The organism is Lentzea sp. NPDC058450, assembly GCF_042721395.1.
Taxonomy (GTDB): domain Bacteria; phylum Actinomycetota; class Actinomycetes; order Mycobacteriales; family Pseudonocardiaceae; genus Lentzea.
The window spans coordinates 18,333-32,742 of record NZ_JBHXLO010000020.1; the positions used below are offsets into that span (position 1 = coordinate 18,333).

Here is a 14,410-nt window from a genome sequence, read left to right on the forward strand (position 1 = left end):
ACACACCGCACTGTGGACGCATGTCCCAGCTGAAGACCGCCGCTCAGTTCTTCGCGCTGCGCACGCTCGTCCGCGGCTACGCGCTCATGGGTGACCCGTACGCCGGTGTCATGGCCTCACCGCCGAACCGCGACCCGTACCCGATGTACGAGAAGGTGCGCGCCAAGGGCGACATGGTCCGCAGCCGCATGGGCGCGTACGTCACCGGCTCCCGCGAGATCTGCGATTCGGTCCTGCGGGACAACAGGTTCATCACCGCCACGTTCGACGAGGCGTCCATGGTGCCGATCACGCTGATCAAGGACGGCGAGAAGATCGTCAACCCGGTGCAGGACTCGTTCCTGATGATGAACCCGCCCACGCACACGAGGCTGCGCAAGCTCGTGCAGCCGTTCTTCACCCCGCGAGCGCTGAAGGACCGCACCGAGTCGATCCAGAAGATCGTCCGGCAGTACCTGGACAGGCTCGACGACCGGTTCGACGTCGTCACGGAGTTCGCGTCGCAGGTCCCGATCCAGGTCATCGCGGACCTCCTGGGCGTCCCGGACGACCACAAGGACCTCTTCGCCCGCTGGGGAAGCTCGCTCGCCGAGACTCTCGACGGCGTGTGGTCGCACAAGCAGCTGAAGAACCTGCACGCCACGATCATCGAGTACAACGACTTCATCGACGGCCTGATCGCCGAACGCCGCCGCCACCCGCAGGACGACATCGTCAGCCACCTCGTCACCCAGCACGACGACCTCAGCCGCGAGGACCTCGTCGCCACGACCGGGCTGCTGCTGTTCGCGGGCTTCGAGACGACGGTGAACCTGATCAGCAACGGCGTGCTGAAGGCGTTCGAGAACCCGCACACCGTCGCCCCGCTGTCGCAGAGCCCCGAGTACGCCGAGGGTTTCGTGGAGGAGGTGCTCCGGCTCGACCCGCCCGTGCAGTACACGATCCGCTGGCCGAAGGAACGCCTGGAGCTCGCCGGCGTGAGCCTGCCCAAGGGAATGCCGGTCATGCTGATGCTGGCGGCGGCGAACCGCGATCCGAAGGTTTTCAAAGACCCGGCGAAATTCGACCCGACGCGGTCCAACGCGCGCGAGCACCTCGCGTTCAGCGCGGGAATCCACTACTGCATCGGCGCGGGACTGAGCCGAATCGAAGGCCAGCTGGCGTTGCACGAGCTCTTCAAGCGCTTCCCGAACCTCGCCGCGGACGGCCCGGTGACGCGGCGGAAGTCGAAGCTCATCCGCGGCGCGTTGCGACTTCCGGTGCGCGCCAACGAAACCACACGGTCACTCGCTGTGAACTGACGCTGACCTGGGGCGAAATTTGTTGCGGCCAGTGCTCGACTTCACCTGTCTGGAGCAATGTTCGTGCCCCAATGACACATCTCCGTAGTGCATGCTTAGAAGCGAGAGGGAGACCCGCCGCACCGCCGCCGCGACGGGCCTCCCTCTCACCTTGTTTCGAAACTTCGTGCCGTGCGAACTATTCGACGCCGGCCATCAGCTTGGTGATGGAAGGCGCGGCAACGGCCAGTGCGACACCGAGAACAACGGCCGCACCACCCAATGTGAAGAAGTAAGCCGAAGGGCTCGTCGTGTAGAACTTCACGAGCTGAGCGGCCACACCGGTACCCGCGGAAACCGCGAGGAACCACAGGCTCATCGTCTGCGACGCGAACGCCTTGGGCGCGAGCTTCGTCGTCACCGACAGGCCGACGGGCGAGAGCATGAGCTCACCGCAGGTCATGATCAGGAACATCACCACGAGCCACAGCGGCGTCACCTTGCCGTCCGCCGCCGAGTTGCTCGCGAAGTACATGAGCACGAACGACAGGCCGACGAGCACCAGCGAGCCCGAGAACTTGCGGGGCGTGGACGGCGCGCGGTCCCGCAGCTTCAGCCACAGCCACGCGAACACCGGCGCCAGCGCGATGATCATGATCGGGTTGATCGACTGGAACCAGGCGACCGGGAACTCCCAGCCGAACACGTGGTTGTCGACGTGCGAGTCCGCGAACTCCGCGATCACCGACGCGCTCTGCTCGAAGATCAGCCAGAACATCGCCGCCGCGACGAACAGCGGGATGTACGCGAGGACGCGCGGCTTCTCCTCCGGCAGCGTCTTCTTGCTGCGGTACATCACGGTGAAGTAGGTGATCGGCAGGACGATCGACATGATGCTGATCATCAGGATCACGCCGTCGACGCCGTCGAGCACGTACGCCAGCGCACCGAGTCCGGCGATCGCGACGGCGATCACCGCGATGAGGCCGTAGACGCGGCCCTTCTCCTGCTGCGGCAACGGGTTCGGCGCCACGGCGGCCGAGCCCTTCAGGTACTTGCGGCCGAGCCGGTACTGGATCAGGCCCGCCGCCATGCCGACCGCGGCGACCGCGAACCCGGCGTGGAAGCCGACGCCGTCCGCCAGCGCGCCGGTGATCAGCGGCGAGATGAACCCACCGATGTTGATCGCCATGTAGAAGACCGTGAAGCCGGCGTCGCGACGCTTGTCCTCGCGCGAGTAGAGCCCGCCGACGACGGTCGAGATGTTCGGCTTGAGCAGGCCGGTGCCGAGCACGATGAAGATCAGGCCTAGGTACACGCCCGCGATGCCGATCGGCAGAGCCAGCGCGATGTGGCCGCACATGATCAGCACGCCGCCGATGAACGTCGCGCGCTGCCCGCCCCACACGCGGTCGGCGAGCCAGCCGCCCGCGACGCCGGACATGTAGACCGCCGTGCCGTAGATGGCGACGATCGACAGGGCGAGCGCCTTGTCGACGCCGAGACCGCCTTCGGAGACGGCTGTCCACAGGTACAGGCCGAGGATGGCCTTCATCCCGTAGAACGAGAACCGTTCCCAGAGTTCGGTGAAGAACAGGGTGGAGAGGCCTCGGGGGTGACCGAAGAATCCCTTGTCCTGCTCGGAGATGCTGGCGCTAGGAGCGCTCACAGTCATCGTCCCTTCGTGTCAACGATGTCACGGCGCGGATCGGGTGAGATTACGCCGAACGCGTGTACGGCTAGCAAATCGGGTTGCGCCCAAGTGGCCCAACTCTCATGTCGGGGTGCGCACCTGGGCGAGATTTGATGCACTGCTGGGATGGAGTTGATCCAGGCGCACGGCGTGGCGATGACGGAGTTCGACCGGAGGGTGCGGGAGATCGCACCGGACCAGTGGTCGCTCGGCACCCCCTGCCGGGAGTGGTCGGTGAGAGACCTCGTCGGCCACTTGGTCTACGAACAGCTCTGGGCCCCTGAGCTGATCGCGGGCTGCACGGTCGAGCAGGTCGGCGACCGCTTCGACCACGACAACCTCGGCGACGACCCGCTCGTGTCCTGGGTCGTGGCGGCCGCGGCGGCCCGCGAGGCCTGGCTCGGCCCGCACGCGCTGGCCAAACCGGTGAGCATCTCGTCGGGAAAGCTCGACGCCGAGGAGTACTGCTGGCAGATGACCACGGATCTCGCGGTGCACGCCTGGGATCTCGCCCGCTCGATCGGCGCGGACGAACGAATTGATCCCGAACTCGCGTCGGCTGTTCTGGGTTATGTGGAAGGCAACATCGACGAGTGGAGTGGTTCGTCGATGTTCGATTCGCCCGTTCCGGTTTCGCCGGACGCGGACGACCAAACGCGCCTGATCGGACTTCTGGGACGTAAGCCTTAAGGCCTTGACGGGTGTTGCTCGAATTGCGCACTCTGTTGCTGCCGCCGCTTTCAGTCAGGAAAGTTCCCTGTCGAAAGAGGCAACAATGCGCAAGCTCGCCCCAGGGCTTTTCGCCGTGTCCGCACTCGTCGCTTCCCTGTTCGCATCCCCCGCCGCGCACGCCGCCGGACCGTCGGCGTCGCAACTGCTCGCCAAGCTCACGTCGTGCCAGCAGATCTCGTCCGGCAAGTACCGCAGCGACTCCGAGACGGCCGCGAACATCCCGGTCTGCGGCAAGAACGGTGCCGTTTGGTACAAGGCCGACCTCGACGTCGACTGCGACGGCCAGCGCACCTCGAAGTGCAACGAGGACACCGACCCGTGGTTCCAGGACGACACCGCTTTCCACGACTCCAAGGGAAAGCCGCTGGTCGCGGACAAGCTCCCGTACGTGGTCGTGCCGTCGGCCAGCGGCACGTGGGACTACCGCAAGTTCGGCATCCAGGGCGGCGGCGTCGTGGCCGTCATCTACAACAACCGCGTCGAGTACGCGGTCGTCGGTGACACGGGCCCGACGGCGATCATCGGTGAGGCGTCCTACGCCACGGCGGTGGACCTCGGCATCAACCCCGACCCCGAGAACGGCGGTTCGGGCGGCCCGGTGCACTACCTCTACTTCAAGAACTCCAAGGTGTCGCCGATCGAAGATCATGCGAAAGCCACCTCGCTCGGCGAATCGCTCGCCCAGCAGTTCCTGAGCCAGAACTAGTCATTTCCCGGTCGGTGTTCCGAAACGCCCCGCCCCGCATCCCCCTCGCCTCCTGCGAGACGGGGCGTTCCTCCCCCCGATCACGATCACCGGCTCCCCCTGCCGTTGATCGCACCGCATTTCTACAGGCAGATCGTTGTCCGGTGTCGAAGCGCGAAAAGCGGACAACGTCCGTCGGACAACGTTTTGGTCACCGTCGCGTGGAAACAACGCTGCCCCCGGCGCCGGATGCGCCGGGGGCAGCGGGTGCCGGACGGATCAGCCGACGTGTGATCGACGTCCGCACCGGTGGTTGGTCGTGGGTGGACCGCTTCCAGAGCGTGCCAGCCGCTCGTGACAGGCCCCTGAACGTCAGATGACCTTCTGCTCCAGAGTGACGCACCTGATACCGACGGCGTCGAGGTGCTCGCTGACCCGCACGAACCCCGCGCTCTCGTAGAACCGGATGTTGCCGTCGCTCTCGGCCCCGGTGAACAGCCAGACGACTTTCACCTCATCGGGTGCACGTTCGCTGATGGCTTCCAGCAGCCTGCGGCCGATTCCGCCGCCCTGGACGTCCGGCGCGACCGCCAGCCGCGCGACCTCCATGCGCTCGCCGTCGACCCGGCTGCGCACAGAGCCGATCAGCCTCGGCCCGTCGAACGCGCCGACCGACGGCGTGCCGTCGCTCAGGTGCTGCCGGATCTCGTCGAGCGTCTCGACCAGCGGCGGCAGGTCCCACGCCCCGTACCGGCGCGCCTCCGCCAGGTAGGCCGCGCGCTGGATCGTCATGACCTCGCCGGCGTGCACGGGCGTCAACTGTCCGAAGTGGACGCTCACGGCCCGGTGACCCCCGGCGTCCAGCTCTCCGGGATGCCGCTCTCGGTGAGGATCATCTGGTGGTCGTGGAAGCCCTCCGGCGCGTCCGGCTGCCACGGCCACTGCCCCTGCGGCGTCGGCACGATGATCTGCAGCGCGGCGAACTCCGACCCGTCGTAGAGCAGGTACGCGCTGCCGAAGAACTCCGGGTAGAAACCCTTGTAGACCCGCTCGAACGTGATCGGCACGCCCTCGAAGAAGTCGTCGTAGAGCTTGCCGGGCTGGAACCGCTCGCCCTCGCTGGCCCGCTTCACGTACATGTTGACCAGGTTCTCGCCCATGCCCTGCGGCAGCCCGATCACCACCGCCTCGGCGACCCCGAACCGGCGCCAGGCCCCCACCGAGAACACGTAGCCGGGCCCTTCGGCGTCCGGGTTCACCACGATGTTGGTGTGCCCGAACCGGTCGGCCGCGGACAGCAGCCGCGCCCTCAGTTCGATGTCTTCGTCGGAAAGCACGCCCCCCACCCTACGGCACCGTTCCGGCGCCTTATGCCTGCTTGGAGCTGTTCCAACGCTCCCACCTTCAGGCAGATTTGGCCGGAAACGATAGGGGTTTCGCGGTCGGCGGCCCTACCGTCCGTCCATGCCCAAGAGATCGTCCAGCGTGGTGGGCCGCGAGTTCGGCAACGGCATGCGCGCCGCCATCGACGCCACCGGCATGACCCAGCGCGAACTCGCCGTGAAGCTCGGCTGGCAGGAGGCCAAGCTGTCGGACATGCTCGCCGGCAAGGGCGGCGTGACCGAGACCGAGGTCCGCGAGCTCCTCGCCTACTGCCGCACACCCCTAGTCGAGCGCGACCGCCTGATCGAGCTGTTCCGCGAGCAGGGCAACGCCTTCGTGCGGTACACCGACGACGGCGTGCCGGACCAGGTCCTGACACTGATCAACCAGGAGCAGGAAGCGACAGAGATCATCGACCTGTCGATGATCCTCGTGCCTGGCCTGCTCCAGATCCGCGAGTACATCGCGGCTGTCACGGCCAAGGCCCAGACGGTCTCGGAGGAGAGTCTCGCGAAAACGGTGGCCGCGAGGGCGGCGCGGGCGGAGATCCTCGAATACAGCCGGAAGTTCACCTTCTACGTGCACGAGCAGGCGCTGCTGCTCCCGGTCGGTGGCGAAGAGGTGTGGCGAGAGCAGCTCGCACACCTGCTCCGGGTGTCGGTGCGGAAGTACATCAGCATCCGGATCATCCCTCGATCCGCCGGAGTACACGCAGGCGTCACCGGTGACTTCCGGTTGATGAAGTTCCCGAAGTACCCGCCGGTCGTCTACATCGACAGCGTCAAGTGCTGCTTGTTCTTCGACGACAAGGAAACCGTCGACACCTACGAGGCCATCCTGAAAGACCTCGCGACCGTCGCGTTGGATGAGGAACAATCGAGGGCGGTGATCAACAGCATCTTGGAGGGTCTCCAATGATCGAGTGGCGCAAGAGCAGCTACAGCGGCGACAGCAACAACTGCGTCGAGGTAGGCCGAGGCGTGGGCATCCGCGACAGCAAGGCGCCCGCGACCCACCTGCCCGTCTCACCCGAAGCGTGGTCGGCCTTCATGAAGCTGGCGGTCGCTCCTCAGGCCTGAATTCCGTCGAGCAGCAGCCGGACCGTGAGCCGGGCGTCGTAGTCGGGATCGACCCGCTCGGCGCCCGCGCAGATGTCGCCGATCGCGCGCAGCAGTTGGTACGCGGGGATGTCGCGCGTGATCTCGCCGGAGTCCCTTGCCGCGGCGAGGATGTCGGCCAGCACCGGCAGGAGCCGGTCGAGGAACAACCCGTGCAGGGTGGCGAACCCCTCCGGGTCGTTGCGCGTGGCGGCGCCGAGTCCGTGCTTGGTCACCAGGAAGTTCACGAACTCCCCCACCCACGCCCGCAGCGCCGCGAACGGTGACGCCTCCGACGCGAGCAGCGCGGGTCCCGCCTCGGCGCACGCGTCGATCTGGTGCCGGTAGACGGCCACGACCAGGTCCGCGCGCGTCGGGAAGTGCCGGTAGATCGTCCCCATGCCGACGCCCGCCTCGGCGGCGATGCGCCGCACGGGCGCGTCGACCCCGTCGGTCACGAACACCGACGCGGCGGCGTCCAGCAGCGCCTTCTCGTTGCGCCGGGCATCCGCGCGCTTCGCCGTCACCGGCTCCCCTGCTCTCACGCCAACACCTCTCCCGACCAGCACACTTGCCAAGCGGAACACTGCTCCGTATATTCGGAACCGCGCTCCGGTTAGGAGCCTACCAAGCCTCCTCGTCACGTCAGAAGGAATTCGCCATGCCCGGAATCATCAGCGTCACACCGGTCGTGCTGCCCGCACCCGAGCGCGGCGACGACCTCCAGGTGCGCGTGTCCGCACCTCTCACCGGCGACGACCTGCCGATCGTCGTGCTCGCCCACGGCTTCGGCGGCTCGATGTCGTCCTACGACCCGCTGGTGGACTTCTGGGCCGCCAACGGTTTCGTCGTCGTCCAGCCGACGTTCCTCGACTCGAAGACCCTCGGTCTCACCCCGGCGGATCCCCGGTACGCCGACATCTGGCGGTTCCGCGTCCAGGACGTCACGCGCGTGCTCGACGACCTGGACACGCTCCTCGCCGCCGTCCCCGGACTCACCGGCCGCGCGTCCCTCGACCGCATCGCCGTGGCGGGCCACTCGTGGGGCGCGCAGACCGTGGGCATGCTGCTCGGCGCCCGCGTGCTGGACGCCGACGGACAGCCCGGCCCCACCCTGACCGACCCCCGCGTCAAGGCAGGGGTGCTGTTCGCGGCGACCGGGTTCGGCGGTGACGACCTGACGCCGTTCGCGCAGGAGCACTTCGGCTCGTTCATGTCCCCGGACTTCGAGCGGCTGACCACGCCGTTCCTCGCCGTCGCGGGGGATGCGGACCAGTCGCTGCTCGGCAAGCGGGGACCCGACTGGTTCACGGACGTGTTCCACCACTCCCCCGGCGCCCGCGGCCTGCTGACCCTGGCCGGCGGCGAGCACTCGCTCGGCGGCATCCACGGCTACACCTCGACGGACACGACCGACGAGAGTCCGGAGCGGGTCGCGCTGATCCGCAGGGTGGCGTGGGCGTTCCTGCGGGACGCGCTGGGGGTCGACGACCTCCCGTGGAAGCAGGCGCAGGCCGAGGACCTCACCCCGGCCGGACGTCTCGAAGTCCGGTGAAACGCGAAACGCCGGCCACGCAGCTCGCGTGACCGGCGTTTCCTCGGGCCTCGGTCAGTCGACCTCGGCCATGACCTCGTCCGACACGTCGAAGTTCGCGAAGACGTTCTGCACGTCGTCGCAGTCCTCCAGCGCGTCGATCAGCTTGAAGATCTTCCGCGCGCCCTCGGCCTCCAGCTGCACCGACACCGACGGCAGGAAGCTCGAGTCCGCCGAGTCGTAGTCGATGCCCGCGTCCTGCAGCGCCTTGCGCACCGGGATCATGTCGCCCGCCTCGGACACGACCTCGAAGGCCTCGCCCAGGTCGTTGACCTCCTCGGCACCGGCTTCGAGCACCGACATCATGACGTCGTCCTCGGTCGTGCCCGCCTTCGGCACGATCACGACGCCCTTGCGGCTGAACATGTACGACACGGAGCCCGGGTCGGCCATCGAGCCGCCGTTGCGCGTCATCGCCGTGCGCACCTCGGACGCGGCACGGTTGCGGTTGTCCGTGAGGCACTCGATGAGCACCGCGACACCGTTGGGCCCGTAGCCCTCGTACATGATGGTCTGCCAGTCGGCGCCACCTGCTTCTTCACCACCGCCGCGCTTGCGGGCGCGTTCGATGTTGTCCAGCGGCACCGAGTTCTTGCGGGCCTTCTGGATCGCGTCGTACAGCGTCGGGTTGCCGTCGGGGTCGCCACCGCCGGTGCGGGCCGCGACCTCGATGTTCTTGATCAGCCGCGCGAAGAGCTTGCCGCGCTTGGCGTCAATAGCGGCCTTCTTGTGCTTGGTGGTCGCCCACTTGGAGTGGCCGCTCATTTCTCCTCCGTCGAACCGCGAACCATGTCAACGAACAGGCGGTGAACACGTTCGTCACCCGTGAGCTCCGGGTGGAACGCCGTCGCCAGCACGTTGCCCTGCCTGACCGCGACGATCCTACCGGCGGCGTCTCCCGCCTCAGCCGTAACAGGCACCGTAGCGAGAACCTCCACCTCGCCGCTCACCGCCTCCACCCAAGGCGCCCGGATGAACACGGCGTGAACCGACTCGCCCGCGAGGTCGAGGTCGGTCTCGAACGAGTCGATCTGCCGGCCGAACGCGTTCCGGCGCACCGTCACGTCCAGCCCGCCGAGCTGCTCCTGGTCGTCGCGGCCGTCCAGCACCGTCTCGGCCAGCAGGATCATGCCCGCGCACGACCCGTAGGCGGGGAAGCCCGCCTTGATCTTGGCGCGGAGCGGCTCGAGCAGCTCGAAGTTGACCAGCAGCTTGCTCATGGTCGTCGACTCGCCGCCGGGGATGACGATGCCGTCCAGCTCGTCCAGCTCTTCGGCCCTGCGCACGGGCCGTGCGGTGACATCGCACTTGGCGAGCGAGATGAGGTGTTCCTGAACATCGCCCTGAAGGGCGAGCACGCCGATGACGGGTGGGGCAGCAACCATGCTCACCAGCATATTCGACGTGGTCAGACGGGCCGCGCAGCACCCGCGACCGTCAGCGGGAGGGGCCGTCCTCCCTGCGGTGCCGAGCCCAGCGCCAGAGCGTGCCCGCGCCCAGCACGACGCAGAACGAACCCGACAGGACCCGCGCGATGCGGACCTCGGCCCCGGAGACCGCGTCGGCCACCGCGACCACGCCGATCAGCAGGAACACGAGCCCCATCAGCAGCACGAACCAGTCCCAGCCCGAACTCTGCCGCCCACTCATGTCCTCGATCCAAGCAGAGACGTCGGCAGACTTGGCCAACTGCGTTGCGATGCACCAACGGGCACTGGTTGTGGACCAACGCGTCCAAGCGGCGTCTCATCAGGACTTCCGATGATCAGCTGGCACTCGTGAAGCTACTTCTAGCGACCTCGCTGGCACTCGTGACGCTCGCCGTCCCGGCCAACGCCGCGTCCCCGACCACGATCGACTGGGGCCCGTGCGCGGACCAGGTCCTGGCCGCCGGCGGTGCGGAGTGCGGCACCCTCGCCGTGCCGCGCGACCCGGCCCAGCCGAACGGCGCCACGATCACGCTGGCGATCTCCCGCGTCCAGCACCGGACGGCGACGTCCAGAGGCACCGTGCTGACCGTGCCCGACCCGTTCACCGGCACCGGGTACCAGAACTCGCTGCTCGGCGCGCGGATGCCGCAGGGCGACTCGTTCGACTGGATCGGCATCGCCCGCCGCGGCCTCGCGCCCAGCGTCCCCGCCACCACCTGCGCGCTGAACCCGGTGGCGCTCGGCCGGCCCGACTACGTGCCCACTCCGGCCAGTCAGCCGTACTGGACCGACCGGATCAAGAAGATCGCGAACGACTGCGCGAACGACCCGTTGCTCGACCACATGAAGACCACGGACCAGGCCGCTGACCTGGAACGCGTCCGGGTAGCGCTCGGCGCGCCGACGGTCTCGCTCTACGCGCAGACGTACGGCGCCTACGTCGGGCAGGTCTACCAGACGCTCAACCCCGGCAAGGTCACGCGCGCGGTGTACGACGGCAGCGTCGACCCGAAGCGCATCTGGTACAACGCCAACAACTTCGACCAGGACGTGTTGCTGGAGGAGAACCAGCACCGGTGGTTCGACAGCATCGCCGCGCAGGACAGTACGTACCACCTGGGCACCACGCGGGCGGCCGTGCAGGCGGCGTTCGACCGGAAGGCGCGGGAGCTCAAGGCACAGCCCGTGAACGGTTTCGGGTCGTCGGAGTTCATCGACGTGTTCCTGTTCTCGGCGTACTCCGAGCAGACCTGGCCGTTGCTCGCGCCGGCGTTGTCAGCGCTCGTCAACAACAACGACCTGTCGATGACGCTCGGCCTGTACTCCGCGTTCTACGGTGCGGACGCCACGAACCGATACAGCGCGTTGCTCGCACAGCTGTGCACGGACACGACGTGGCCCTCTGACTGGTACAAGTGGACCGCGGACAGTTGGGCCACGCACGCCAAGGCACCGAACTCGACGTGGGGCAACACGTGGTTCAACGGGCCGTGCGCCTACTGGAAGCACAAGCCCGGCAAGCCCGCGCAGATCGGCGGCACCGGGTCGGCGTTGATCGTCAACGGCACACTCAACGCCGTCACGCCGTTCGAGGGCACTCTCGAAGTGCGGTCCAAGTTCCCGAACTCGGCGCTGCTGGCCGTGACCAACGGGATCTCGTTCCAGAGCACGCTGGCCGGCAACTCCTGTGTGGACGGTGCGATCGCCGACTACCTGGTCAACGGCACCAAGCCGGCCCGCAAGCCGGGCCGTCAGGCCGACGCCACCTGCTGACGCGAAAGCGGGCCGCCTCCTCGGGAAGAGGAGACGGCCCGCCGCTCGAACAGACTCAGTCGACCGAGGCCAGCTGTTCCTGCGCGGGCCCGACCGGCTGACGCGACTTCACGAAGCGCCACCCGACGAACAGCACCAGCGCGACCACCGGGATCGACCAGAACGCGATCTTCTCCGGTGTCCCGGCGAACGCCATCTGCCCGATCACCAGCGCGAGGAACGCCAACGTTCCGTACGAGGTGTAAGGCGCGCCCGGCATGCGATACGACGGCCGTTCCAGTTCGCCCGCCAAAGCCTTCTTGCGCAACCGCAGCTGACAGATGATGAGTGTCGCCCACGTCGACACGACACCCAACGACGCGACGGCGATCGCGATGTCGAACGCCTCCTTGGGCACGGTGTAGTTGAGCACCACGCCGAACAGGTACGCGACGCCGGTGAACAGGATGCCGCCGTAGGGCACGTGGCGGGAGTTCATCTTGGCGGTGATGGCCGGAGCCTCACCCTTCTGCGCCAGCGACCGCAGGATGCGGCCGGTGGAGTAGAGGCCCGAGTTGCACGAGGACAGCGCGGCCGTCAGCACGACGGCGTTCATGATGTCGCCGACCACCGGGATGCCGAGGGCTGAGAACACGGTCACGAACGGCGACTCGGTGCCGGTGAAGTGGTCCCACGGCAACAACATCGTCAGCAGCAGCACGGAACCGACGTAGAAGATCGCGATGCGGTAGACGACGCCGTTGATGGCGCGCGGCATGATCTTCTCGGGGTCCTTGGTCTCGCCGGCCGCGATGCCGACGAGTTCGATGGCCGAGTACGCGAAGATGACCGCCTGCAACGTCATCAGCGCGATGCCGAAGCCCGCCGGGAACAGGCCGCCGTGGCCCAGGGTGTTCGAGACCGACGCCGTGGTGCCGCCGACGTCCGCGTTGCCGATGACCAGGCCGGTGCCGACGACCAGGAAGACCACGATCGCGGTCACCTTGATGACCGAGAACCAGAACTCCAGCTCGCCGAAGAGCTTGACCGACAGCATGTTGATCGCGACGAGCACGACCAGGGCCACCAGCGCGGTGATCCACTGCGGCATGTCCGGGAACCACTTGTGCATGTAGATCGCGACGGCGGTGATCTCGGCGATGCCTGTCATGGCCCAGTTCAGCCAGTAGAGCCAGCCCGAGGTGAAGCCCGCCCACGGTCCGATGAACTCGCGGGCGTACTCCACGAAGCTGCCCGACACGGGGCGATGGAGCACCAGTTCGCCCAGCGCGCGCATGACGAAGAACGCCGCGAGACCGCACAGCGCGTAAGACAGGATCAGCGACGGCCCCGCTGTGGCGAGGCGTCCGCCCGCACCGAGAAAGAGGCCGACGCCGATCGCGCCACCGATGGCGATCATCTGCACCTGGCGCTTGCTCAGCGCCTTGGTGTAGCCGTCCGCATCAGTTTCCACAGAACTCACGAGGAGGTTCCTTCCGAAAACGGAAAATTGCTCGCATCGGAACCTCCCGCGCCCCGATGCGCTGATGCGTCGGAACCCTAGCGAGCGGCAGTCATCACCAAGTAATCGGTTGGGGAAGGCTTAACGTAAGCGACGTCACACAGTGCCGCGTTTAGGTCGGACCAAATGTCTTCGACGTGCTCGAGCCCCACGGAAATGCGCAGCAAATTGTCCGGAACGCCAGAAGCACGCAGTTCTTCGCCAGGTACCAGGCGATGGGTCAAAGCCGAGGGGTGCTCGATAAGGGTGTCGACGGAACCCAATGAGACGGCCGGGGTGATGAGCTTCAGCCGTCGCACGATCTCGACCGGATCGCCGTGCACGCCGAACGCGATCATCGCGCCTGTACCGCGCATCTGCCGTGAGGCCGTGGGGTAGCGCACGAACTCCACGGCGTCGTGCTCGGCCAGGCGTGCGGCGAGGACGGCCGCGGACTTCGAGGCGGCCTCGACGCGCAACGGCAGGGTGGCCAGCCCGCGGTGCAGCAGGTAGCCGCCCAGGGGGTGCAGCACGGCGCCCGTGATGATCCTGACCTGCCGCAACGCCGCCGCGCGCACCTCCGTGCAGGCCACGACGCCGCCCAGGACGTCACCGTGCCCGCCGAGGTACTTGGTGCCGGAGTGCAGCACGTACTCGGCGCCGTGCAGGGCCGGGTTCTGCAGGATCGGGGTGGCGAAGGTGTTGTCGACCATGACCGGCACCGACCCCGCCTGCCGCACGACGTGCTCGATGTCGACGAGGTCGAGGTTGGGGTTGGCCGGCGTCTCGACGACGACGAGCCCGGTGTCCGGCCGGATCGCGGAGGACACCAGGCCCGCTTCCACGTACGTGGTGGTGACGCCCAGCAGACCCGACGACAGCAGGTGGTCGGTGCCGCCGTAGAGCGGTCGCACGGCTACGACGTGCGGTTTTCCCGCCATCACGCAGGCGGCCTGGACCACGGCGGTGACCGCTGCCATGCCGCTGCCGAACGCGACGGACGTCTCGGTGTGCTCCAGAGCCGCGAGCGCCTGCTCGAACCGGGCCACCGTGGGGTTGTGCAGCCGCGCGTAGACGGGCGAGGCCGCCCGCGCGGCGCCGGTGGCCCAGTCCCCCAGCGCTTCCCCGCCGAGTGCCTGGTCAGGCACGGGGTAGGTGGTGGACAGGTCGATGGGAGGGGCGTGCACGCCGAGTTCCGCGAGGTCGTCGCGGCCGCCGTGCACTGCGATGGTCTCGATGCGCGTCATGGCCCGAATGGTGGAG

16 protein-coding genes are annotated in these 14,410 nt (G+C 67.5%); 7 read left to right on the top strand and 9 right to left on the bottom strand.

All coding sequences use genetic code 11. From position 1 onward, the window contains the following. The first annotated feature begins 20 nt into the window (after positions 1 to 20). Positions 21 to 1,301 carry a cytochrome P450 gene (locus ACFWNN_RS27955; RefSeq protein WP_382442902.1) on the top strand — a complete coding sequence of 427 codons (1,281 nt, stop codon included), beginning with the start codon at positions 21 to 23 and terminating at the stop codon, positions 1,299 to 1,301. Between the two features lie 178 nt (positions 1,302 to 1,479). Here the strand turns inward: ACFWNN_RS27955 and ACFWNN_RS27960 are convergent, their stop codons facing one another. Continuing rightward, a complete protein-coding gene (locus ACFWNN_RS27960) occupies positions 1,480 to 2,955 on the bottom strand; it encodes a peptide MFS transporter (RefSeq protein WP_382442903.1) in 1,476 nt (491 codons plus the stop codon). A 144-nt stretch (positions 2,956 to 3,099) separates the two neighbouring features. On the opposite strand from ACFWNN_RS27960, the gene ACFWNN_RS27965 reads away from it, so the two are divergent. Both ACFWNN_RS27965 and ACFWNN_RS27970 read left to right on the top strand, forming a co-directional pair. Further along, positions 3,100 to 3,663 (top strand): TIGR03086 family metal-binding protein, encoded by a 564-nt coding sequence (locus tag ACFWNN_RS27965; RefSeq protein WP_382442904.1) that lies wholly within the window; start codon positions 3,100 to 3,102, stop codon positions 3,661 to 3,663. Between the two features lie 85 nt (positions 3,664 to 3,748). Next, the gene (locus tag ACFWNN_RS27970; protein ID WP_382442905.1) at positions 3,749 to 4,411 is read left to right on the top strand and encodes a glycoside hydrolase family 75 protein; all 663 of its coding nucleotides are present in this window, start codon (positions 3,749 to 3,751) and stop codon (positions 4,409 to 4,411) included. Between the two features lie 351 nt (positions 4,412 to 4,762). Here the strand turns inward: ACFWNN_RS27970 and ACFWNN_RS27975 are convergent, their stop codons facing one another. Further along, positions 4,763 to 5,230 (bottom strand): GNAT family N-acetyltransferase, encoded by a 468-nt coding sequence (locus ACFWNN_RS27975; RefSeq protein ID WP_382442906.1) that lies wholly within the window; start codon positions 5,228 to 5,230, stop codon positions 4,763 to 4,765. Continuing rightward, the gene (locus ACFWNN_RS27980) at positions 5,227 to 5,727 is read right to left on the bottom strand and encodes a DUF4262 domain-containing protein (RefSeq protein ID WP_382442907.1); all 501 of its coding nucleotides are present in this window, start codon (positions 5,725 to 5,727) and stop codon (positions 5,227 to 5,229) included. Before ACFWNN_RS27980 ends, ACFWNN_RS27975 begins: the two co-directional genes overlap by 4 nt. A gap of 127 nt (positions 5,728 to 5,854) precedes the next feature. Between ACFWNN_RS27980 and ACFWNN_RS27985 the strand changes: the two genes are divergently transcribed. Both ACFWNN_RS27985 and ACFWNN_RS27990 read left to right on the top strand, forming a co-directional pair. Next, positions 5,855 to 6,691, top strand: coding sequence for a helix-turn-helix domain-containing protein (locus ACFWNN_RS27985; protein ID WP_382442908.1), 837 nt, complete (start codon positions 5,855 to 5,857; stop codon positions 6,689 to 6,691). Next, on the top strand, positions 6,688 to 6,852 hold the full coding sequence (locus tag ACFWNN_RS27990; protein WP_382442909.1) for a DUF397 domain-containing protein: 165 nt from the start codon (positions 6,688 to 6,690) through the stop codon (positions 6,850 to 6,852). The genes ACFWNN_RS27985 and ACFWNN_RS27990 overlap by 4 nt, the downstream gene beginning before the upstream one ends. Here the strand turns inward: ACFWNN_RS27990 and ACFWNN_RS27995 are convergent. Continuing rightward, positions 6,843 to 7,415 (bottom strand): TetR/AcrR family transcriptional regulator, encoded by a 573-nt coding sequence (locus tag ACFWNN_RS27995; RefSeq protein ID WP_382442910.1) that lies wholly within the window; start codon positions 7,413 to 7,415, stop codon positions 6,843 to 6,845. The genes ACFWNN_RS27990 and ACFWNN_RS27995 overlap by 10 nt on opposite strands. A 116-nt stretch (positions 7,416 to 7,531) precedes the next feature. Here ACFWNN_RS27995 and ACFWNN_RS28000 point away from each other — a divergent pair, with 116 nt between their 5' ends. Next, positions 7,532 to 8,425, top strand: a complete 894-nt coding sequence (locus tag ACFWNN_RS28000; RefSeq protein WP_382442911.1) for an alpha/beta hydrolase family protein — start codon at positions 7,532 to 7,534, stop codon at positions 8,423 to 8,425. 54 nt (positions 8,426 to 8,479) lie between these two features. Here the strand turns inward: ACFWNN_RS28000 and ACFWNN_RS28005 are convergent, their stop codons facing one another. From ACFWNN_RS28005 to ACFWNN_RS28015, 3 genes are read right to left on the bottom strand one after another with little or no spacing between them, the layout of a single operon-like run. Continuing rightward, on the bottom strand, positions 8,480 to 9,229 hold the full coding sequence (locus ACFWNN_RS28005; protein WP_382442912.1) for a YebC/PmpR family DNA-binding transcriptional regulator: 750 nt from the start codon (positions 9,227 to 9,229) through the stop codon (positions 8,480 to 8,482). Further along, complete coding sequence (gene pdxT / locus ACFWNN_RS28010) at positions 9,226 to 9,849, bottom strand: pyridoxal 5'-phosphate synthase glutaminase subunit PdxT (RefSeq protein ID WP_382442913.1); 624 nt, start codon at positions 9,847 to 9,849, stop codon at positions 9,226 to 9,228. Before pdxT ends, ACFWNN_RS28005 begins: the two co-directional genes overlap by 4 nt. A gap of 52 nt (positions 9,850 to 9,901) precedes the next feature. Then, positions 9,902 to 10,114: a hypothetical protein gene (locus tag ACFWNN_RS28015; RefSeq protein WP_382442914.1), complete on the bottom strand. Its 213-nt coding sequence runs from the start codon at positions 10,112 to 10,114 to the stop codon at positions 9,902 to 9,904. 128 nt (positions 10,115 to 10,242) lie between these two features. Here ACFWNN_RS28015 and ACFWNN_RS28020 point away from each other — a divergent pair, with 128 nt between their 5' ends. After that, positions 10,243 to 11,667 (top strand): alpha/beta hydrolase, encoded by a 1,425-nt coding sequence (locus ACFWNN_RS28020; protein ID WP_382442915.1) that lies wholly within the window; start codon positions 10,243 to 10,245, stop codon positions 11,665 to 11,667. Positions 11,668 to 11,722: 55 nt separating this feature from the next. Here ACFWNN_RS28020 and ACFWNN_RS28025 read toward each other — a convergent pair whose 3' ends face one another. Together ACFWNN_RS28025 and ACFWNN_RS28030 are read right to left on the bottom strand one after the other, a co-directional pair. After that, complete coding sequence (locus ACFWNN_RS28025) at positions 11,723 to 13,066, bottom strand: amino acid permease (protein WP_382443050.1); 1,344 nt, start codon at positions 13,064 to 13,066, stop codon at positions 11,723 to 11,725. A 140-nt stretch (positions 13,067 to 13,206) separates the two neighbouring features. Beyond that, entirely contained in the window at positions 13,207 to 14,394 is a 1,188-nt protein-coding gene (locus ACFWNN_RS28030; protein ID WP_382442916.1) for a trans-sulfuration enzyme family protein, read from the bottom strand. Positions 14,395 to 14,410: the final 16 nt, after the last annotated feature.